This is a genomic window from Caballeronia pedi (assembly GCF_001544915.2).
In the GTDB taxonomy this organism is placed as follows: Bacteria; Pseudomonadota; Gammaproteobacteria; order Burkholderiales; family Burkholderiaceae; genus Caballeronia; species Caballeronia pedi.
In genome coordinates this window covers 1-19,921 of sequence record NZ_FCOE02000026.1, presented here as the reverse complement: position 1 = coordinate 19,921, position 19,921 = coordinate 1, and the positions used below count along the sequence as shown (strand labels likewise).

Annotated in this window: 19 protein-coding genes and 1 pseudogene; 7 read left to right on the top strand and 13 right to left on the bottom strand. The window is 61.8% G+C overall.

The annotated features are described in order from the left end of the window. Positions 1 to 3 precede the first annotated feature (3 nt). The 10 genes from AWB80_RS29100 to AWB80_RS29055 form a co-directional block, all read right to left on the bottom strand. Complete coding sequence (locus tag AWB80_RS29100; protein WP_061178147.1) at positions 4 to 918, bottom strand: NAD-dependent epimerase/dehydratase family protein; 915 nt, start codon at positions 916 to 918, stop codon at positions 4 to 6. Further along, positions 918 to 2,573, bottom strand: coding sequence for an ATP-binding cassette domain-containing protein (locus AWB80_RS29095; protein ID WP_061178146.1), 1,656 nt, complete (start codon positions 2,571 to 2,573; stop codon positions 918 to 920). The genes AWB80_RS29100 and AWB80_RS29095 overlap by 1 nt, the downstream gene beginning before the upstream one ends. After that, entirely contained in the window at positions 2,570 to 3,415 is an 846-nt protein-coding gene (locus AWB80_RS29090; protein ID WP_061178145.1) for an ABC transporter permease, read from the bottom strand. The genes AWB80_RS29095 and AWB80_RS29090 overlap by 4 nt, the downstream gene beginning before the upstream one ends. Continuing rightward, entirely contained in the window at positions 3,412 to 4,452 is a 1,041-nt protein-coding gene (locus tag AWB80_RS29085; RefSeq protein ID WP_061178144.1) for an ABC transporter permease, read from the bottom strand. The genes AWB80_RS29090 and AWB80_RS29085 overlap by 4 nt, the downstream gene beginning before the upstream one ends. A gap of 49 nt (positions 4,453 to 4,501) precedes the next feature. Then, on the bottom strand, positions 4,502 to 6,061 hold the full coding sequence (locus AWB80_RS29080; RefSeq protein ID WP_208635702.1) for an ABC transporter substrate-binding protein: 1,560 nt from the start codon (positions 6,059 to 6,061) through the stop codon (positions 4,502 to 4,504). Between the two features lie 163 nt (positions 6,062 to 6,224). Next, complete coding sequence (gene hydA / locus AWB80_RS29075; protein ID WP_061178143.1) at positions 6,225 to 7,634, bottom strand: dihydropyrimidinase; 1,410 nt, start codon at positions 7,632 to 7,634, stop codon at positions 6,225 to 6,227. Between the two features lie 445 nt (positions 7,635 to 8,079). Continuing rightward, entirely contained in the window at positions 8,080 to 8,694 is a 615-nt protein-coding gene (locus AWB80_RS29070) for an HD domain-containing protein (protein WP_061178142.1), read from the bottom strand. Positions 8,695 to 8,775: 81 nt separating this feature from the next. Further along, positions 8,776 to 10,089 (bottom strand): MFS transporter, encoded by a 1,314-nt coding sequence (locus AWB80_RS29065; protein WP_061178141.1) that lies wholly within the window; start codon positions 10,087 to 10,089, stop codon positions 8,776 to 8,778. A gap of 32 nt (positions 10,090 to 10,121) precedes the next feature. Beyond that, positions 10,122 to 10,904: a sugar phosphate isomerase/epimerase family protein gene (locus tag AWB80_RS29060; protein WP_087131666.1), complete on the bottom strand. Its 783-nt coding sequence runs from the start codon at positions 10,902 to 10,904 to the stop codon at positions 10,122 to 10,124. Between the two features lie 12 nt (positions 10,905 to 10,916). Further along, a complete protein-coding gene (locus AWB80_RS29055; protein ID WP_061178139.1) occupies positions 10,917 to 11,750 on the bottom strand; it encodes a shikimate dehydrogenase family protein in 834 nt (277 codons plus the stop codon). Between the two features lie 89 nt (positions 11,751 to 11,839). Here AWB80_RS29055 and AWB80_RS29050 point away from each other — a divergent pair, with 89 nt between their 5' ends. Beyond that, the gene (locus AWB80_RS29050; RefSeq protein WP_061178138.1) at positions 11,840 to 12,757 is read left to right on the top strand and encodes a LysR family transcriptional regulator; all 918 of its coding nucleotides are present in this window, start codon (positions 11,840 to 11,842) and stop codon (positions 12,755 to 12,757) included. A 1-nt stretch (position 12,758) separates the two neighbouring features. On the opposite strand, the gene AWB80_RS29045 is transcribed toward AWB80_RS29050, so the two are convergent. Next, on the bottom strand, positions 12,759 to 13,664 hold the full coding sequence (locus AWB80_RS29045) for a LysR family transcriptional regulator (protein ID WP_061178216.1): 906 nt from the start codon (positions 13,662 to 13,664) through the stop codon (positions 12,759 to 12,761). 97 nt (positions 13,665 to 13,761) lie between these two features. Here AWB80_RS29045 and AWB80_RS29040 point away from each other — a divergent pair, with 97 nt between their 5' ends. The 6 genes and pseudogenes from AWB80_RS29040 (at position 13,762) to aroQ (ending at position 18,084) form a co-directional block, all read left to right on the top strand. Continuing rightward, positions 13,762 to 14,712, top strand: coding sequence for a ketopantoate reductase family protein (locus tag AWB80_RS29040; RefSeq protein ID WP_061178137.1), 951 nt, complete (start codon positions 13,762 to 13,764; stop codon positions 14,710 to 14,712). Continuing rightward, positions 14,709 to 15,107 carry a VOC family protein gene (locus AWB80_RS29035; RefSeq protein ID WP_061178136.1) on the top strand — a complete coding sequence of 133 codons (399 nt, stop codon included), beginning with the start codon at positions 14,709 to 14,711 and terminating at the stop codon, positions 15,105 to 15,107. Before AWB80_RS29040 ends, AWB80_RS29035 begins: the two co-directional genes overlap by 4 nt. After that, positions 15,104 to 15,562 carry a MaoC family dehydratase gene (locus tag AWB80_RS29030; RefSeq protein ID WP_061178135.1) on the top strand — a complete coding sequence of 153 codons (459 nt, stop codon included), beginning with the start codon at positions 15,104 to 15,106 and terminating at the stop codon, positions 15,560 to 15,562. Before AWB80_RS29035 ends, AWB80_RS29030 begins: the two co-directional genes overlap by 4 nt. Next, positions 15,562 to 16,773 (top strand): CaiB/BaiF CoA transferase family protein, encoded by a 1,212-nt coding sequence (locus tag AWB80_RS29025; protein ID WP_061178134.1) that lies wholly within the window; start codon positions 15,562 to 15,564, stop codon positions 16,771 to 16,773. Before AWB80_RS29030 ends, AWB80_RS29025 begins: the two co-directional genes overlap by 1 nt. Before the next feature lie 7 nt (positions 16,774 to 16,780). Continuing rightward, positions 16,781 to 17,612: pseudogene (gene aroE, locus AWB80_RS29020) on the top strand (shikimate dehydrogenase). A 19-nt stretch (positions 17,613 to 17,631) separates the two neighbouring features. Further along, positions 17,632 to 18,084, top strand: a complete 453-nt coding sequence (aroQ, locus tag AWB80_RS29015; RefSeq protein ID WP_061178133.1) for a type II 3-dehydroquinate dehydratase — start codon at positions 17,632 to 17,634, stop codon at positions 18,082 to 18,084. A gap of 16 nt (positions 18,085 to 18,100) precedes the next feature. Here aroQ and AWB80_RS29010 read toward each other — a convergent pair whose 3' ends face one another. Further along, on the bottom strand, positions 18,101 to 19,534 hold the full coding sequence (locus tag AWB80_RS29010; protein ID WP_061178132.1) for an MFS transporter: 1,434 nt from the start codon (positions 19,532 to 19,534) through the stop codon (positions 18,101 to 18,103). 42 nt (positions 19,535 to 19,576) lie between these two features. Next, positions 19,577 to 19,921: electron transfer flavoprotein subunit alpha/FixB family protein (locus AWB80_RS29005; RefSeq protein ID WP_208635701.1), on the bottom strand; the 345-nt coding region annotated here is incomplete at its 5' end.

Genomic DNA, 19,921 nt, shown 5'->3' with positions numbered 1-19,921 from the left:
TCCTTAGCTTTTCTGCGTTTTTTCCAGCCAGCGCGCGTATCGGTGAATCCCTTCCGCAAGTTCGACACGCGGGACGTAGTCCAGATCGCGTCGTGCCGCCGAGAGATCGAACGCGTCCTGAAACTCGTCCAGCGGATCGGGACCCTTCGCGAGTTCGATGCTGGCCGCCGGGTAAATGTCCCGCACGATATCCGCGATATCCGACAGCGTGACCCGTGTTCCTCCGGTCGCGTTGTATGTGCGTCGCGGCAGTGCGGGCGCGTCGAACGCCTTGAGCAGCGCGGCGGCCGCATCGTCGACATGGATGAACTGACGATGGAAGTCAGCGCCGAAGGGCAGCGTCGTCGGAAGGCCGGCTCGCGCGTTCGTCAGCATGTCCCGGATGACGCAGTCGGTCGTGCGGCGCGGCCCGTACACCCACGAAAGACGAATACTGACCCCGTCGACACCATATTGTTTCGCGTAGGCAGAGACCATCTGCTCGCTCGCGACCTTGCTCGCGCCGTAGAGGCTTTCCGGCTCCATGTGCGAATCTTCCTGCACCGGATCGCCCTTTGCGTGACCATACGCGCTGGTCGACGAACAGAAGACGAAGCGTCGCGACTTGTAGATGCGCGCGAGTTCAAGCACATTCGCGGTGCCGACGATGTTCACCTGCACCATCGCGTACGGGTTGTCTCGCGCGACCATCGGGCCGGAAAACGCACCGCAATGAACCACGCCGGCAAGGCCGGGGCCGGTTACGGCATGCAGTTGGTGGATGTCGTTCAGATCGCATTGCATGATGTCGACACCTTCGATCCGGCCGGCAAACCGGTCGATTGCGATGACGTGGTCGCCTCTGTCCAGCAGGGCGCGCGCAATCGCATTGCCGACCAAGCCTGCCGCTCCGGTGACAAGCACCCTTTCCTTGCTCATTATCTGGCTCCTGCGACATCGAGAGCCGCGACTCTCGGTTTGCATTCGATGGGAAGTTCGGCCTGCAGCAGCTTGCGCGTGTACGCTTGCACCGGCGAAGCGAAAATCGATTCCGTCTCGCCCGTCTCGACGATCTTCCCGTGCTGCATCACGGCCACGTAGTGCGCCAGTGACCGTACGGAGTTCAGGTCGTGCGTGATGAAAAGCGCGGACAGCCCCATTTCCGCCTGCAGGTTGCGCACGAGATCGATGATCTGCGCACGGACGCGAATGTCGAGCGCGGTCGTGCACTCGTCGAACACGACGAAGTCCGGATTGGCAGCCAGCGCCCGCGCGATCCCGACGCGCTTCTGCTCGCCGGCGGTGAGCTCATGCGGATAGGCGCCGACGCGCCGTGCCGACACGCCGACGAGCTGCAGCAGTTCGAGGATGCGTTTCTGACGGTCCGCGCGCGTCATCTTCGGTAGAAGCGCGAAAGGTTCCGCGATCAGATCGCCCGTGCGCCAGCGCGGATTGAGCGACACGTAAGGCTCCTGAAACACCATCTGCATGTGGCGCCGAATGCCTCGGAACTCCGCGTCGCTCATCGCGCGCGTGCTTTGGCCATCGAAGCGTATCGTCCCGGCATCCGATTCGAGCAGACGCAGCAGGCACTGCCCTGTCGTGGTCTTGCCCGAGCCACTCTCACCGACCAGCGCCAGGGTTTCACCTCGCGCGATCCTGAACGAAACATCATCGATCGCCCTGACCACCGCATGCGTGCGGTCGGACTTGAACGTCTTGACGAGATTCTCGACCTCGAGCAGCGGCGGCTTCGGCGTAATGCCGGCAGCCGAATCCGTATTGAGCCTGAGCGTAGAGGGGCGCACCTTCGCCGCATCGAGCAGCTCGCGGCTGTACTCTCTCTCGGGCGCCTTGACGAAGTCCTCCACCTCGGCGAGCTCGATCAGCCTGCCGCCTTTCATGATCGCCACGCGATCGCAGTAATTCGCGACGATGCCCAGATCGTGCGTGATGAGCACGACACCAAGACCCAGATCCTTGCCCTTTTGCGCCATCAGGTCGAGAACCTGAAGCTGGATCGTCGCGTCGAGGCCGAGCGTCGCATCGTCGGCCAGCAGAATCTTCGGCTGCGCGATGAGCGCCATCGCGATGACCACGCGCTGGGCCATGCCGCCCGACATTTCATGCGGATAGGAATGCGCTCTCGCTTCCGGATTGACGATGCCGACCTGCCTGAAGAGTTCGATCGCTTCGGACCACGCCTGTTTCCGGCTCATGCGCTTGTGGTCGCGCAGCACGCGCACGACCTGCGCGCCGACCGTCTCGACCGGATCGAGCAGCATCTTTGCGTTCGTACCGATGAGCGCGACATCGCCGCCGCGATATTTCTGCCGCTCCTGCTCGCTGAGCTTGAGGATGTCGCGCCCCTCGACCTTGATCGTGCCGCCGGTCACGCGCGCGCCTTCCGGAAGCATGTCGATGATCGCGCGCGCCAGCACCGACTTGCCCGCGCCCGTCTCGCCGACGATGCCGATGATCTCGCCACGCTTGAGTGAAAAGCTGATGCCATCGAGCACTCTGGTCTGCTCGTCGCCCCAGTCGACCGACAACTCGTCGACTTCGAGCAGCAATGAATCTGCGGAAGTATTCATCTTTCACCTTTCGAGGCTGGAGCAGCAAAGCGTTTGAGCGCGTCCCCGAGGACGGCGAATGTGAGCACGGAGACCACGATCGCCAGACCCGGAAAGAGCGCTGCCCACCAGACACCCAGAATCATTTGCTGAGCGCCGTTCGCGACCATGAGGCCCCACTCGGGCGTGGGCATGCGCACGCCAGCGCCCACGAAAGACAACCCGGCGGTCAGGAGAATCGCCATGCCGATGCTGATCGAAATCTGCACGATGGCCGGCGTGATCGCATTCGGCAGGATGTGCCTGAACATGATGGCGCCATCCGTTGCGCCACTGCAGCGAGCCGCGCTGATGAACGGCCTGTCGCGCAGGGAGAGAACCTCGCCCCGGATGAGCCGGGCGAACATCGGTACGAACAGCACGGCCAGGACGATCGCCACGTTCCAGATTTCCTGTCCCATCACCGAGACCAGCGCCATGCCGATGACGAACACGGGAAACGACTGGATGAAGTCGAACACGCGCATCACGAGCGTACTGACCGCGTTGCGGTAGAAGCCGATGATCAGCCCGACCGGCACGCCGATCACGAACGCGCCGGCCACCGCCGTGATGCTGATCAGCAAGTTGATCCGGGTCGCGTAGATGACCCGGGAAAGGATGTCCATGCCCGATACATCGGTTCCGAACCAGTGTTGCCAGGACGGTGCCTTCAGCACGTTCAGCGGGTCTGCATCCACGGGCGAATACGGCGATATCCACGGCGCGAACGCGATCAGCACGATCTGCAGACCAAGCAGCAGACAGCCGACCGTCAAGCCTGCGCTGAAACGCGCGTCGGAGAAAAGTCGGAGCGATTTCATATTTCGATCCTCGGGTCGGCCAGTCCATACATGACGTCCACGGCCGTATAGACAAGAAGAATGAAACCTGCGGCCACGAGCACGAAGCCTTGAAGCGCCGGATAGTCGCTGTTGACCACGGACTGAACCGCGTACTGGCCGAGCCCGCCCCACGCGAAGATCGTTTCCACCAGCACCGCCGCACCGAGCAGAAAGCTGAAGAGAAACCCGACCATGGTGATGATCGGCGGAAGACTATTGCGCAAGGCGCTCAGGATGATGCGCCGCTCGGAAAGTCCCGATGCTCGCGCATGCCGGATGAACTCGCTCTTGTAGATATCCTCGAACACGGATTGACTGAGTTTCATGAGACCGCCGGCGTTGACGATGCTCAAGGTCAGCACAGGCAGGAACAGGTGCGAGACTGACGACCTCAACGCAACCCAGTTACCGGTCAGGATGCTGTCGATCGTGTAAAAGCCGGTTATCGTCGGAGGCGGCGTGATGAACGTATCGATGCGGCCGAATGGAGCCGGCGCGATTCCGGCCATATGAAAGAGCGCATAAATCAGCAGCAGGCCAACCCAGAAATCCGGAATCGCGCCCGCGGCGAGCCCGTACACCTTGCCCATGCGATCGACCACGCCACCTTTACGCACCACCGATACGACGGCCAGCCCGACACCGATGACGATGGTGAGCAGCATCGAATACACGATGAGTTCGAACGTCGCGGGGACGCGCTGGAAGAGATCGGCCGTGACGGGATTCGATGTGAACATCGAAGTCCCTAGATCGCCATGCGTGAGCGCGTCGAGATAGGCCCCGAATTGCGACCAGATCGACGCATTCAGATGAAGCTTCTCGCGCAGGGCTGCGATGGCTTCGGGCGTCGCCATATTCCCGAGCATCAGCAGTGCCGGATCGCCCGGGAGCAGACGCACGAGCAGGAACGTCGCGAACATGACCCCGAACAACTGGGGCACCAGCGTTCCGAGCCGAGCAAGGATGATGCGAAGCGGCCGTGGAATCGACCGCCAGAACGATATCAGCGCCATTGTTGCCTCACTTTCATCGACATGAAGAGGGGCCGGCGGCCCCGGTCAATCAGTTTTTCGAGAAGTCGTACCAGGTATTCCCGTTCGTGGTGTTCCAGCTGTAGCCCTTGACGTTGTTTCGCGTCGCAAGCTGGTATCCGGGATTGATGAGAAAGACCCACGGAGCCTGCTGCATCACCAGTTGCTGCACCCGTTCCATCTGCGTCTTGCGCTTCGGCTCGTCTGTGGACGAAAGACTTTCGTTGATCAGTTGATCGACTTCCGGATTCTTGTAATGCGAGTAATTGATCAGCGACGCGCTATTGAGCCAGAGATTGGCGACATATCCCGCGTCCGGGACGATCGCCATATCGCGAAAGAAGTACATGGGCATCGTTCCCTTCGAATATCGCTCGACGAGCGTCGAAGCCGGCAGCTTCTGCAACTCGACATCGACGCCGATCTTCGAGAAGGCGGTCTTCAACACGATTGCGAGCTCCTCTTCAGTCTGGTCGCCCGTCGGGTAACCGAGCTGAGTCTTGAAGCCCTTCTCGAAACCGGCTTCCTTCAGAAGCGCCTTTGCCTTTTCGATGTTATTGCTGTAGTCGTAGTACTTGTCCGTATAAGCCGGGTAGATCTCCGAGATGGGGCTTTTCGTCGGACGCGCCGTGCCATAGAAAATCGACTTGAGAATTTCATCGCGAGGCACGGCATAGTTCAGCGCCTGCCGCACCTTCTCGTTGTTGAACGGGGGCGTGTTGTTATTCATTTCCACGCGCTGTACATAGTTGCCATACACCTTCCAGACCTTCACCGTCGGAATGCTGGAGAGCGTGTTCAGCTCTCGCGGCGGCAGCCATTCAGCAACGTCCACCGCGCCCGCCTGCAGTGCGGCCAGCCGATTGGCCGAAGTCGGCATCTCACGGAAAATCACCCGTGAAATCTTCGCCGCGCCGCGATAGTAGTTCGGATTCGCTTCATACACGACCTCTTGTCCCGGCGAGTATTTCGTCACCTGATACGGCGCGAAAGAGGCCGAATGACTCGACAGCCAGCGCGAGGCCCAAGGGTCTTCCGGTGTGGTGTGCTTTTTGGCTTCCACGGAATCGAGAATGCCGAGGTCGTTGTTGACCCAGATTCGCTCGATGAGCGGCGACGGCTTCGGCAGCGTAACCTTTACGGTCTGGTCGTCGACTTTCTGGAATGCGGACTTGAAGTCCTGAATCTTCAGGACCTGGGTCATGTACCAGTGGAAGTTTGCCTTCAGGTTCCATCCCCGCTCGAATGTCCACATGAGATCGTCCGCGTTGAGCGTGTTGCCTGCCGCGCTCTTCACGCCCTTTCGCAAGTGAAACGTGATGGACGTCTTGTCCGGTGACGTCTGCCAGGACTCGGCCAGCGCGCCCTTGAGCTTGTCGAAGTTTTCGACCGTGACGCCACCTTCGCCAGCCTTCATCTCGTAAGTCAGAAGCCGCTCGAAGATATTGCGCCGCGCTTCGTGACTGGCTTCGGTCGGCGGGTACTCCTGATCCAGAGACTCGGGCGTACGCGGACCGGCTACCACCAGCACCGAATTGTTGTTCTGGGCGTGAGCCGGTGCGACGGCACCGAGCACCGCGACAAGGGCCACGCTCGCCAGCGCGATGCCAAGCGGAATTCGACTCGACCGTAAATCAGCAGATACGTTTGTGATTTCTTTCATCATATTGGCCTCAGGTACAGTTATCGATCACGTTGATATGTATAGCTAACTATTTTCTAATCCACTTGCTATTCAAATCGATTCATTGACGTCAGCGGCGCAGCGTTGGAAGTCCGCGGCGCAGAAACTTGCCCTCGCCCGCCGTGCCTGTGAATTCCTTTCCGTCCCATACAACCCTCCCACGGCAAAGGGTGAAAGCCGGCCACGCGCGGATTCTGCGTCCTTCATAGGGCGTGTAGTCGACGGCGTGATGCAACATGTCATTCGTCAATGTCCGCTCGACTTCATCCCATATGACGAGGTCTGCATCGGCGCCGATGGCAATCGTCCCTTTCCTTGGATGCAGGCCGTAAAGCTTCGCGGGATTCGTGGCGGTCAATTCGACAAACCGGTTCAGAGAAATGCGTCCCTCCAGAACACCTTCGGTGTACAGCAGCGGCAGCCGTGTCTCGAGTCCAGGGATGCCGTTCGGGATGTAGGGAAACGCAACCTGCTCCCCGTTGGGGTGCTTTCCCGCTTCATCGTCGAAGGAAAAGGGGGCGTGGTCAGACGAAAGAATGCTGAATGTGCCGTCCGCCAGCCCTCTCCATATGACGCTCTGATTCGCGGAGTCGCGCGGCGGCGGACTGCATACACACTTCGCACCCTGATAGCTGTCGTCGATGCCAAGGTCTTCGGCAGTCAGGAAAAGATACTGCGGACAGGTCTCCGCCAGAATATTCATCCCGCGATTTCGCGCCCATTGAATCTGCTCGACCGCCTCGCGGCCCGAAACATGCACGATGAGAATGGGCACATCGACGAGTTCCGCGAAGCTGATGGCACGATGCGTCGCTTCACGCTCCACCAGCATGGGTCGAGCATTCGCGTGATAGCGCGGCGCCGTGAGCCCGTTGTTCACGAGGCTTTCTGTCAGCCACCCGATGCATTCCGAGTTTTCCGCGTGGACCAGCGTCATCGCCCCATGGCGACGCGCCGCCGCGAGCACGTCGAGCATCTGGCGGTCGTTCAACTTGAGGTCGTCGTAAGTCATGTAAATCTTGAACGACGTGTATCCCTCTTCGATCAACTGAGGCAGTTCTTTCGCGACGACGTCCGCCGTCGGATCGACCACGATCAGATGAAATCCGTAATCGACGGTCGCGCGTCCTTCGGCTCGGCGGTGGTACTCCTCGACCGCGGCGCGCAAGGACGCTCCTTTTTGCTGCGCGGCGAAAGGAATGACCGTGGTCGTCCCGCCGCACGCAGCGGATTTCGTGCCAGAGAAGAAGTCGTCGGCCATTCTGGCCGGAGGCGGAATGACCTGATCCAGATGGCAGTGTCCATCGACGCCGCCGGGCGTCACGACACGGCCATTGGCATCCAGCTCGCGCTCACCCTCGGGCAATGAAAGCCCCAGGTGCACGACCACGCCATCCTTGATGCCGATGTCGGAACGAAACGTGTCACTGGCCGTGGCTACGTGAGCGTTTCGAACCACCAGATCGAATGCTTTCGGCATTGCTCGTCCTTGCGTTCGGAAATGTTGCATGGGGTATCGACTTGCAGCGAATGTACCGTGTCAAAATTCCGTCAACAACTATCGTCGACATTTTTTTCGACATGTCATGTCTACACGCTTGTTGACATGAATTTGATATTCAAATCAGTGCATTGAGAACACAATTGGTGAAAACCCGATGTGTCAATCTGGCAGGAAGGAGATGAGGCAAGGCGAGCGCCCGGACGTAACACGCGAAAGAGGCTTATAAGCGGCAGTTGCAGCGCCGACCCGTTTCAGTGACCCGATGCCCTCGAATTCATTGATTCGGTTTCCTTATTATATGATGCGACGAACTGGAGGAAAGGTTGTCGATAGCGGAATCGTCTTTGAAAGGACAGCGTCCCGGCATCGCCACTACGGGCGATCCGGGACGCTTTTACGGGCTTGACCTGGGAATCAATGGCTACCGTTGGCCGCCTTGACCCCGACCTGCTTCGGCAAAATATCCGCTAACGAGTTTGCTTGCTGCTTCCCACAGAATCGGCGAGCCACGCGCGATCACAGGTCCGTACCGCTCCATCACCTGCTGTTGCGTGACACCGTTCTCCGTCCACGTTCCACCGTTCGACAACGTATTGATCAACAGCGGCTGCAATCGATCCAGTGCCTTCGCAAAGACGGCTTCGGGCGTTTGCGCCGCCTCGAACTCGCGCCAGAGTTCGAGCATTTCACGTCCTTGTTGTTCGGGCAATAGACCAAAGATTCGCTCGGCTGCACGCTGTTCAGCTTGTTCGACAAGCGCGTCGCTCCCACTGGTCGAATGTATCGGATGATCCCCGGCGTCGATCTCTACGATGTCGTGAACGAGCAGAAGTTTGACGACATGAAGTGCGTCGACATCCTTCGCATGCGATGAGAGAACGAGCGCGAACATGCTCAGATGCCAGGAGTGCTCTGCAGAGTTTTCCTTTCGGCTCCGGTCGATCAGCGGCGATTGCCGCATGATCGACTTCAGCTTGTCCAGCTCGACGAGGAAGGCAAGCTGGCGTGCGATTTCATCAGGGGACGAATGAGTCATAGCGCATTCCTTTTCGGCTGAGAACTGTTTCCGGCGCGAAGCGAAAGCCGTCGGGAACGCGGGGAATTATATAAGCAAGCGTCACGTGTGAACGGCCTTCGCAACCACCGGTGTCGAAGAACGCCGCGCACCGATGAAAAGCAGCGCCGCCAGCACGACGACACCGCTCAGCAGGATCAATCCCGCCACGCTGGAACCGAAGCTCGCATCGGCCCATGCCTTCACGTTCGGCGAGACGAAGTTGCCGATATTGCCGATCGTGTTCACCATCGCGACGCCCGAGACCACCGCCATACCGCCGAGATAGTTCGTGAGCATCGACCAGAAGATCGGCTGGACAGCCCAGAGACCCGCTACCGCGAGACACAACGCGATCATCGACACCAGCGGTGACGCGCCTGCGGAGATGAACATCGAGACCGCGGCGACCAGCAGGCTCGCGCAGCCGAAGACCACCAGCCGGTTTCCGCGCGCCGCCCATCTCGGCACGGCAAAGGTCGCGATGAGCGCACACGTCCACGGAATCGCTACGACGAAGCCCACGAGCGCATTCGGCCCGGTGCCGAGCAGTTTGCCGACGAAGGTCGGAAGATAGAACACCACGACCGACACGCCCATCTGGATGAGAAAGAAGATCAGGCCGAAGTACAGCACGGTCCTGTCCGTGAGCGCGGCGGCCACACCGTGAGGCCCGCGTGAAATCTTCGACGACTGCTCCGCCTGCAGCACGGCAAGCAGTTCGCGTTTCTCATCGGCTTCAAGCCACTTGGCATCGGACGGCTTGTCGTCGAGATAGAAGTAGGCCCACACACCAACCGCGGTCGCTGCGAGTCCTTCGAGCATGAACATCCACTGAAAGCCGTGCAATCCGAGCATGCCGTCGAAGCGCAAGAGATAACCCGACAGCGGCGAACCGAACATGAACGCAAGCGGCGCGCCGAAATAGAAGAGACCCATGACCTTCGCACGGGTGCGATCCGGAAACCAGTAGGTCAGATACAGGATCACGCCGGGAAAGAAGCCCGCTTCGCACGCACCCAGAATGAAGCGCAACGTGTAGAAGCTCGCCGAACCCTGCACGAACATCGTCGCCGCCGAGACGAGACCCCACGTCACCATGATGCGGCACATCCAGGCGCGCGCGCCTACCTTGTGCATCGCGAGATTGCTCGGGATTTCGAGCAGCACGTAGGCGATGAAAAAGATGCTCGCGCCGAACGCGAACGCCGCATCGGATATGCCGACGACATCATGCAGCGCCTGTTTCGCGAAGCCGACGTTGGCGCGATCCAGAAACGCGAGCACGTACATCAAAAGCAGAAAGGGTATGAGGCGTCTGGTCGACTTGCGAACTCCGCGGTCCGCGGCCGTCCCGCCATCGATGGCGATATCCATGTTGTGTCTCCTCCGGTGAAATCGGTTCAGCGTTATGCCGCGTCCCACGCTGCGCGCAGAAACGCCGCGCTCTCGCGCATCGATGCGAGCGGTTCGTCCTTGAAACCGCATTCGGCGCTCAGAAGACCCTGATAGCCGCGCGCTTTGAGATGCCCGAAAAACGTCGGATAGTCGTACGAACCCGTGCCCGGATTCAGCCGTCCGGTGTCGGCCAGATGAATGTGCGCGAGCCATGCGCAGTGCTCGCGCAATGCATCGAGCGGCTCGGTTTCTTCGTCCATGTGATAGAAGTCCGCAAGGCCGCGCACTTCATTTCTATTCAACGATTTTGCAAGCCGCGCGCCATCGGCGACGCTATTCACCAGATTCGACTCCTTGCGATTCAACGGCTCGATCACGAGCGTGGCGCCGCTGCCCTGCAACGCATCGGCGCACCATGCGAGCGTCGTCAGGAATTCATCTTCGGCCTGAGCCTGCGTCCAGCCTTCCGGAATGTTGCGCGTCCAGCCGCTGCCGAGCACGACGACGCGCGCTCGCGCGAGCGTCAACAGGTCCACCACCCGATCGAAGTACGCGCGATTGCGACGCTCGTCCTTCTCCGGACCGACGATGCGCGCATCGTGCGGAAACAGATAGCTGAACGCGTGCGCAGGCAATGGCAAATCGCCGACGCGCGCTTTGGCATCGCTGAATGCCGCGTCGTCTTCGAGTTTCATCGGCACCAGTTGGGCCTCGATGTAATCGAGACCAGCGTCTTTCATCAATGCAGCGTTTTGTAGTAGTCCGCACCAACCGAATTGAGGTGTCGTCGTCATATCGTCTCCTTGTCAGTAGCTCAGCTTCGCGACCGAGCGCAGCACTTCAGGCGTCGTCGTTGGAAAGCCGAAGAATTCGAGGTAAGCGGGAATCTGCTCGAACAGCATGTCCGAGCCCACCTGAAAACGGCAGCCGCGCGCCTGCACGGCCTTGAGAAACGCCGTCATTTCGGTCTTCATCACCACTTCCCCGACGAAAGTCTCCGGCGCGATGCGCGCTACATCGACGGGCAACGGATCGCCGTCGTTCATGCCCATCGGGGTCGCGTTGACGACGAGGTCGTAACCGGCGGGGTCATTGCTGCCCGTCGTGACTTCGAGTCTGGGGTAGTGAGCCGTGAGACGCTCTTTCAGCCCTTGCGCCGATTCGGCTCGCGCATCGAAGAGGCTGAGCCAGGCCACGCCCGCCGCAGCCAGCGATGCGGCGATCGCCGACCCCACGCCACCGCAGCCCACGACCAGCACGCGCGCGCCTTCGAGCCGGCATCCTTTGCGGCGCACGCCGCGCACGAAGCCTTCGCCATCGAACATGTCGCCGATGAGCCGCCCGTCTTGCGCACGCCGCACCGCGTTGCACGATCCGGCGATCTTCACGGTGGGCGTGACGTCGTCGAGCAAGCCGACCGTGGTCACCTTGTGCGGCATCGTGATAAGCGCGCCACGAATGTTTTCGAGCGTGAAGATCGAGCGGAGAAAGGCCGCGTAATGCTCGGGCTTGCAGCCCATCGGCACGACGACGGCATTCACACCGGCGTGTTCGAAGTACGGGTTGTAAATCATCGGCGACTTGAAAGCGTGCGTCGGATAGCCGATGTGGGCGATGAGTCCGGTATTGCCATTGATCATGCTTGTCTCCGTTTCAAAGCATGATCAGAGGTTACTATCGCCGATCCAAACTATTATTATTCGATCCAGCACCCCATAATCACCAGATCATGCTCAATGAACCGATGCTCGGCGATCTCCGCCTGTTCTGCGAAGTCGCGCGCCGGCTGAGTTTCGTGGCGGCCGCGCATGAGTTCGGCAATTCGCAAACCCACGTCAGCAAGCGCATCGCCTTGCTGGAAAAGACGCTCGGCGTGAAGCTGCTGCATCGCACGACGCGCCGGGTGTCGCTCACCACCGATGGCGAAACGGTCGTTCGCTGGGCGCGCGCGATCCTGCAGGACGTCGATGCCATGCGCGACGACCTGTCCAGTTTGCGGGTAAATCCCAGGGGCTCATTGCGCATCAGTTCGAGCCAGCGGCTCGGGCGCAGCCACATCGCGCCGATCGTCTCGCTGATGAAAAAGCGCTATCCCGAACTCGAAATCTGGCTGGAACTGGTCGACCGCCGCGTCAATCTCGTCGACGAAGGTTTCGATCTCGACATCCGCGTGGGCGCGGTACAGGAGCCGGGGCTGATCGCGCATCACATCGCCGTCAGTCCGCGCGTGCTGTGCGCGGCGCCCGGCTATCTCGATACGCACGGCCGGCCAAAGAGCGTCGACGAACTCGCGCAACACGACTGTCTCGTCTTCCGCGAGCGCGACGAGCCGTTCGGCGTGTGGCGTCTGCTCGGGCCGGGTGGCTGGAGCACGGTGAAAGTCACCGGGCCGCTTGCATCGAATCACAGCGACGTAGTGCTCCGCTGGGCCCGCGATGGTCACGGCATCGTGATGGTCGGACAATCGTATGTGGCGCACGCGCTCGCGGAAGGCTTGCTCGAGCGCGTGCTGCCTGCGTGGGAGCAGCCTGCGGACGTCTGGGCCATGTCCGCGGCGCGCGCGGCGCAATCGGCCAAGGTGCGCGTGTGCATCGATTTTCTCAAGCAGGAACTCGCGCAGGGCGAGTTCGCGCTGTGGAAACCGTGACTCAGCGCAGGCTGCTGAACAACTGCGCCACCATTTCGCGCAACCAGCGATTCCCTGGCTCGTGGTGATACCTGGCGTGCCAGTGCTGCCGCACGGCGAAGCCCTCTACGGGAATCGGGCACGGATGGATCGACAGGTCATTGACCTTCGCGAGCGTCTGGCCGATATGCCTTGGCAGCGTGGCGATCAGGTCCGTCGTCTGAATGATCGCACCGAGGCCGAGAAAGCCCGGCAACTCCAGCACGATGTCCCGCTGAACCTGCGCCAGCACGAGCGCCTGCTCCAGCAACTGGGCGCCCGTCCCCGCCGCGATCGCGACATGTCCCTCCGCGCGATATTGCTTCACGCCGAGCTTCGCGCGCACACGCGGGTGATGCCGATTCGTCAGACACACCCAGTCCTGCGTGTACAACTGCTGCTGGTAGATGCCGCCGCTCAGCCACGGCACATGGCCGATCGCAAGATCCGCCTCGCCAGATTCCAGCGCGCGTTCGGTGTTCCCGTCGATCCTCGCCGCCTCCAGACGAACGCCCGGCGCCTGCGCGCGGATATGCGCCAGCATGCGGGGCAGCAGCGTGATGTGGCTCGCATCGGTCATGCAGATGCGAAACCGGCGCTTCGCGGTAGCGGGATCGAACGCGATTTCCCACGCTGCGAAGCGCCGCAGCGATTCGAGAATCTCGCGGCATGGGCCGATCAAGGCATCGGCCTGCGGCGTCGGCGCCATGCCGCCCGGCGTGCGGATGAACAAGGGATCCTGCAGGAAGTCACGCAGACGCCCGAGCCAGATGCTGATCGTCGGCTGGCTCTGCCCGAGCTGCTCCGCCACGCGTGTGACGTTGCGCGTGTCGTACAGGAGGTCGAAAAGCTGCAGCAGCTTCAGGTCGGGCAATTCGCTCGGGGTCATGGCCATTATTACGCTACGCAATAACGTCATTGTAGCCATTGCATTGCCATGATGAACGGCGACTTCTATCGTTGCGTCAACACATCGGGAGACGCCAATGAAGATCGCAATTCTGGGAGCCGGCGCGCTGGGCTGCGCCATCGGTTCGACACTGACCGAGGGCGGGCACGAAACCTGGCTCATCGACCGCTCGCCGGCACACGTCGAGGCGATGCGCCGCGACGGCCTGCAAGTCGACGACGCCGATGGTTCCCGGCGCGTGAAAGTACGCGCGGCGACGCGCGCCGCCGAAGTCGGCGCCGTCGATCTGGTGGTCGTGCTGGTCAAGTCCTTTCACACGGATTCTGCGATGCGCGGCGCGCTCGATCTCATCGGCCCCGACACGCTCGTGCTGTCGTTGCAGAACGGCCTCGGCCACGAAGACGTCCTCGCCGACATCGTCGGGCGGGAGCGCGTGCTGGCGGGCAAGACGTATGTCGGAGGCGTGCTGCGCGCGCCGGGCCATATCCAGTCCGGGGTACGGGGAAAGTTCACCTTTATCGGCGAGCTCGACGGCCAGCTCACACGCCGCGCGCGGACGATCGCCGACGCCTTCAATGCATCGGGTCTCGCGACGCAGGTCAGCGACAACATCCTCGGCACGATGTGGGACAAGCTGCTGATCAATGTCGCGACGGGCGCGGTGACCGGCATCACGCGTCTCACCTACGGCCAGCTCTACGAAGAGCCTGCTCTCAAGGCGACCGCGCTCGCTGCAGTTGCTGAAGCGATGGCCGTCGCGAAAGCCAACGGCGTCAAGCTGTCCATGACCTATGCGGAACAGGCCTGGAATCTCGCCGCCGAAGGACTCGCGCCCGAGTTCAAGACCTCGATGCTGCAAAGTCTGGAAAAAGGATCGGTCACGGAGATCGACTTCATCAACGGCGCGGTCGTGCGCTGGGGTGAACGGCTCGGCGTGCCGACGCCGGTCAATTCGACCCTGGTGGCATGCATCAAGGGCATCGAGCGTGCGATGACCGACCGGCAACGCGAAGGAGCCACAGCATGAACGGCTCCAAAGCGTATCTGGAACACGTCGCGATCTGGGTGAAGGACATCCACTGGCACGTTCGCTTCTTCGAAGCAGTGCTCGGCATGTCCATGCGCGAAGTGGACGGGACTCTCGAAGCGCCGCGCCAGTACTGGACCCTCGGCGGCCTGCAATTCATCCACGATCCGCGTTACGAAGGTCCCGAAGGCCGGCTCGCGCATCTGGGTGTGATGTGCGAAGACCTCGACGCCGCGCTCGCCGCAGCGCAAGCGTTCGGCGTCACCGAAATGCCGCAGGGGCGCAACTGGCTGCGACTGCCCGACGGTCTCGCGGTCGAACTGATTCAGGCGAAACCCGCCGCGTGCGTCGCACGGGCGCTGGCGATCAATCCACGCGCGGAGGCGCAAGCATGACGATCATCGAGAAATACTGGGACGACGCCCGCGAAGGCGACGAATGCCTGAGCCCGGCCTACACGGTCACCAAGGCGCGAATCCTGGCGTACGCGGACCTCACGGGCGACCACACGCCCGTACACGTCGACGAGGCGTATGCCAACGCCAGCCACTTCGGTTCGATCGTCGCGCATGGTCTGTTCGGCTTGTCGATCGCGGACGGGCTCAAGACGCAAAGCGAATATCGCTTCCTGCCGGGCATGTCGCTCGGCTGGACGTGGGACTTCCTGCTGCCGATCAAGGTCAACGACGTACTGCACGTGAAGTTCCGCGTCGGCGCGATGCGCGCGAGCAAGAGCCGTCCGGACTGGGGCATCGTCGTGCTGCCGTCCGAACTGATCAACCAGGACGGCCAGGTCGTCCAGCGCGGCGAACATCGGCTGATGGTGCCGCGTCGTCCGGGAGCGTTCTGATGCAGGCCCGTCCACTCGAAGGATTGCGCGTCGTCGATTACAGCCACTTTCTCGCCGGCCCGTATGTCGGACGCTGTCTGGCGGCGCTCGGCGCGGAAGTCATCAAGGTCGAGCGACCCGGCAACGGCGACGCCGGGCGCCAGCACGCCACCGTGCTCGACGACCAGCAAAGCGCCTATTTCCTGCAACTCAACATGGGCAAGCGCGGCGTGAGCGTCGACATGAAGGACCCGTGCGGCAAGGAATTCATGCAGCGTCTGTGCGACTCGGCAGACGTGTTCATCGAAAATTACCGGCCGGGCGCGCTCGATAAACTCGGCCTCGGCTATGAAGCGCTCTCGGCGCGCAATCCACGCCTCGTCTATTGCTCGATCTCCGCGTATGGACACACCGGGCCGGATGCGCATCGCGCGGGTTTCGGGCTGATCGCCGAAGCGAAGAGCGGCATCATGCAGATGATCGGCGAGCCCGGTTCGCCGCCGCCGCTGATGCGCATCTCGCTCGGCGACATGTACACGGGCATCCACGCGGTCGCCGCGATCAACGCCGCGCTGCTCGGTCGCGTGAAGAGCGGCCGGGGCCAGCATATCGACATGGCGCTCTATGACACCCTCGTGTCGATGCACGAATACGCGGTGCAGTGCTACACGATGCAGGGCATCGTGCCCGAACAGACGGGTCATGACATGCCGACGTCGACGCTCTACGGCGTGTTCCGCGCCGCCGACGGCGATCTCGTCATCGCCGCGCAGGTGGACGACGCGTGGAAGCGCTTCGCCGCGCTCGTCGAAGCGCACGGCGGACCGGCGGGCTTTAACGCCGACACGCGCTTCCACACCCTCAACGGGCGCAATGCCAGCCGCGTGGAAATACTGTCGATCGTGAAGCCGTGGGTCGCGGCGCAGCCGGTCGCGCAGGTGCTCGAACTGCTCGACAGCGTCGATGTGCCTTGCGCCAAGGTGCAGCGCATCGACGAAGTGCTCGCCGATCCTCAGATCATCGCGCGCGGCATGGTGGTCGAGCAACAGCATCCGCGCTTCGGGACGCTGCGCCTGCCGAACCTGCCGTTCCGCTTCTCCGATTGCGACACGACGATCCGCGAGGTCGGGCCCGACCTCGGTCAGCACAACGCCGAAGTGGCGCGGTCGCTCGGCTTCGGTCCCGCGGAGATCGACGCCATGCAGACCGCAGGCGTTCTTTTCTCGAAGTGAGGCGATGATGACGGACCAATACGCGGTGATCGGCAATCCGATCGGACACACCAAATCTCCGCTCATTCACGGGATCTTTGCGGAGGAGACGCGGCAGGACATGGCTTATACGGCCATCGAAGGACCGCTGGAACCCGAGCAGGCGTTTGCTGAAACCGTGCGCGCATTCGCTGCGGCGGGAGGCCGGGGAATGAACGTCACGGCGCCCTTCAAGCTGAAGGCCTTCGCCATGGCCGACGAACGCAGCGAGCGCGCGGCGCTCGCGGGCGCCGTCAACGCGATGAAATTCGAGAACGCCCGGATCATCGCCGAGAATTTCGACGGTATCGGGCTCGTGCGCGACATCGAAGTCAATCTCGGCCTGCCGATGGCCGGCAAGCGGGTTCTGATTCTCGGCGCGGGCGGCGCGGTGCGGGGCGCGCTGCTGCCGTTTCTCGCTGCGCGTCCGGCCGAGGTGATCCTGGTGAATCGCGACATCGCCAAAGGCCGCGCGCTCGCGGCGCAGGTGAGCGCGCGCGGTCCGATTTCCGCTTGCGGATATGGCGATCTGGAAGCGATGGGACGCTTCGATCTGGTGGTCAACGCGACATCGGCGAGTCTCACGGGCGATCTAGCCCGTTTCGCCGAGTGTCTTCAGCCCTGAAGGCGCGGCCTACGAGCTTGCCTACGGAAAACGCCTGACGCCCTTTCTGCGGCTCGCGCGCAACGCGGGCGTGCGTGGCATCGCGGACGGCGTCGGGATGCTGGTGGAACAGGCGGCGGAAGCCTTCGACTGGTGGCGCGGCGTGCGCCCCGCCACGCGAGCGGTGATCGACCGGCTTACGGTGCCTCTGGACTGAACACGCAAGGAAACGGCAAATGAAAAATATCCTGATGCTTCACGGCATCAATCACAACATGTTCGGCAAACGCGATCCCGTGCAGTACGGAACGATCACGCTGGCCGAAATCGACGCCCGCCTGCAGGCTCTCGGCAGCGAACTCGGCGCGCAGGTGGAATCGTTTCAGACCAACAGCGAAGGCGCGATGTGCGAACGCATTCACCGCGCCTTCGAGGAGCGCTGTGACGCCGTGCTGATCAACGCCGGAGCGTGGACCCACTACAGCTACGGCATCCGCGATGCGCTCGCGATTATCACCTGCCCGGTCGTGGAGGTACACATGTCGAACATCCACGCGCGCGAGCCATTCAGGCATCACTCCGTGTTCGCCGAAGTGGTCGACGGGCAGATTTGTGGCTTTGGTCTGGAGAGCTATCTGCTGGCGTTGCGGGCGGCGCTTGCTCAGGGCAAGCAACGGGGCGCGCGCTAATGCGTCATCGAGTCTGTTACGTTTCCGGCGCCACTGTCGAGCGCTCCGCCTTGGCCGCTTTCGCGTCGGCGAGAGTCTGCGCGCGTATCCGATGGTATTCCCTATGGTTGACTGGCACGCCGCCACGTTTGCCCAGATCGTTCAGGTGGACGCGGTAAGTCTCCCGCGCAGTCAACGCCGCCACCGCCGCGATGATCGTCGCAGTCAATGTGATCGCGCCGATCGTGAGCGGAATGTTGGCCGTTCCGCCGGGAGGCGCCACGGCGACGAACAGGGCAGGCATCAGCGCCGCGATGGTGATGCCGGTGTTATGCCCGATCGCCACGCCCGTCACGCGATTGCGGGTGCGGAACAACTCGGGATAGAAACTCGGGAAGACCGCGTTGAAGCCTTGATACGCGACGCCCCACATCAGCAGCGCCATGACGATCGCCAGTGGCGCGTTGCGGATGCTGATGGCGTAAAGATATCCGAACGAAAGCAGGCCGGAGCAGAGCGCGCCGACGATCGTCGGGAGCTTGCGGCCGAGCTTGTCCGACAGATTGCCGACATAAGGAATCAATATCACCGCCAGAATATTGCCGAGCACCGGAATCCACAGATAGACGTCCGTATGGAAGCCGATGCCATAAGCGGGCTGCACGGCATACGCCGCACCGAAAATAGTCGCCACTACGGGAATAACGGTCGTCAACGACATGCAGGCGACGCGCAACATATCGGCCCAGCTATCGGTGAACGCCTGGAAGATCGGCGAGCGCGCAATCTCGCCCTGCTCGCCCTCTTCGACGAAGGCCGGTGTCTCATCGACATCGCGGCGAATGTAGTAACCCGCGACGATGATGAAAAAGCTCAGGATGAACGGTATGCGCCAGCCCCAGACATTGAATGCATCCTTCGGCAAGTAGTGCGCGAGTGGCAGGAACACCGCCGCCGCCAGAATCTGGCCAGCCTGCACGCCCTGCAATGTGAAGCTCGCGAAAAATCCACGCCGGCCGAACGGAGCGTGCTCCAGAACCATCGAACTGGCGCCGGCGATTTCCCCGGCCACCGCGAAGCCCTGAATCAGGCGCATGGCGACCAGCCCGGCTGGCGCCCACAGGCCCAGTTGCGCATAGGTCGGCAACAGGCCGACGGCCATGGTCGAGAAGCCCATCATGAACATGCACAGGATCAGCACGAACTTGCGACCGTGGGTATCGCCCAGGTGGCCGAGCACGAGCGCGCCGATCGGACGCGCGACATAGCCCACGCCATAGGTCGCCAGAGACGCGACGATGGCGATCTTGGGATCGTTCTGCGGAAAAAAGATCTGCGGGAAGATCAGCGATGCCGCCGTCGCGTAGATGAAGAAGTCGTAGTACTCCAGCGTCGAACCGATCCAGCCGCTGGCGGCGGCTTTCTTCGACTGGTGTCGGTGTCTCGGCTCGCTATTGCTTCGTGTGGCCATGCATGTCTCCGAAATGGTGGGTCGTTTCGCGTGATCGACGTTTCAGACGAGCGCCGTCAACGCTGGAACGGCTTCGAAAAGATCCTGAGCCAGTCCATAGTCCGCGACGCTGAAGATCGGCGCTTCGGGGTCCTTGTTGATCGCGACGATGACCTTCGAATCCTTCATGCCGGCCAGATGCTGGATCGCGCCCGAGATACCGACCGCCACATACAGTTGCGGCGCGACGATCTTGCCGGTTTGTCCGACTTGATAGTCGTTCGGAACGTAACCCGCATCGACCGCCGCACGCGATGCGCCCAGCGCCGCGTTGAGCTTGTCCGCGAGCGGCTCCAGCGTCTTCGTGTAGTTCTCGCCGCTGCCCAGACCGCGACCACCCGACACGAT

What these genes read in the sequence shown, in the direction of transcription:
- hydA (WP_061178143.1), bottom strand. Translation starts at nt 7,634, where the DNA reads ATGCCGAAAGCATTCGATCTGGTGGTTCGAAACGCTCACGTAGCCACG.
- AWB80_RS29035 (WP_061178136.1), top strand. Translation starts at nt 14,709, where the DNA reads ATGAACGGCTCCAAAGCGTATCTGGAACACGTCGCGATCTGGGTGAAG.
- AWB80_RS29050 (WP_061178138.1), top strand. Translation starts at nt 11,840, where the DNA reads ATGCTCAATGAACCGATGCTCGGCGATCTCCGCCTGTTCTGCGAAGTC.
- AWB80_RS29095 (WP_061178146.1), bottom strand. Translation starts at nt 2,573, where the DNA reads ATGAATACTTCCGCAGATTCATTGCTGCTCGAAGTCGACGAGTTGTCG.
- AWB80_RS29045 (WP_061178216.1), bottom strand. Translation starts at nt 13,664, where the DNA reads ATGACCCCGAGCGAATTGCCCGACCTGAAGCTGCTGCAGCTTTTCGAC.
- AWB80_RS29055 (WP_061178139.1), bottom strand. Translation starts at nt 11,750, where the DNA reads ATGATCAATGGCAATACCGGACTCATCGCCCACATCGGCTATCCGACG.
- AWB80_RS29065 (WP_061178141.1), bottom strand. Translation starts at nt 10,089, where the DNA reads ATGGATATCGCCATCGATGGCGGGACGGCCGCGGACCGCGGAGTTCGC.
- AWB80_RS29100 (WP_061178147.1), bottom strand. Translation starts at nt 918, where the DNA reads ATGAGCAAGGAAAGGGTGCTTGTCACCGGAGCGGCAGGCTTGGTCGGC.
- AWB80_RS29070 (WP_061178142.1), bottom strand. Translation starts at nt 8,694, where the DNA reads ATGACTCATTCGTCCCCTGATGAAATCGCACGCCAGCTTGCCTTCCTC.
- AWB80_RS29025 (WP_061178134.1), top strand. Translation starts at nt 15,562, where the DNA reads ATGCAGGCCCGTCCACTCGAAGGATTGCGCGTCGTCGATTACAGCCAC.
- AWB80_RS29030 (WP_061178135.1), top strand. Translation starts at nt 15,104, where the DNA reads ATGACGATCATCGAGAAATACTGGGACGACGCCCGCGAAGGCGACGAA.
- aroQ (WP_061178133.1), top strand. Translation starts at nt 17,632, where the DNA reads ATGAAAAATATCCTGATGCTTCACGGCATCAATCACAACATGTTCGGC.
- AWB80_RS29090 (WP_061178145.1), bottom strand. Translation starts at nt 3,415, where the DNA reads ATGAAATCGCTCCGACTTTTCTCCGACGCGCGTTTCAGCGCAGGCTTG.
- AWB80_RS29085 (WP_061178144.1), bottom strand. Translation starts at nt 4,452, where the DNA reads ATGGCGCTGATATCGTTCTGGCGGTCGATTCCACGGCCGCTTCGCATC.
- AWB80_RS29060 (WP_087131666.1), bottom strand. Translation starts at nt 10,904, where the DNA reads ATGACGACGACACCTCAATTCGGTTGGTGCGGACTACTACAAAACGCT.
- AWB80_RS29040 (WP_061178137.1), top strand. Translation starts at nt 13,762, where the DNA reads ATGAAGATCGCAATTCTGGGAGCCGGCGCGCTGGGCTGCGCCATCGGT.
- AWB80_RS29010 (WP_061178132.1), bottom strand. Translation starts at nt 19,534, where the DNA reads ATGGCCACACGAAGCAATAGCGAGCCGAGACACCGACACCAGTCGAAG.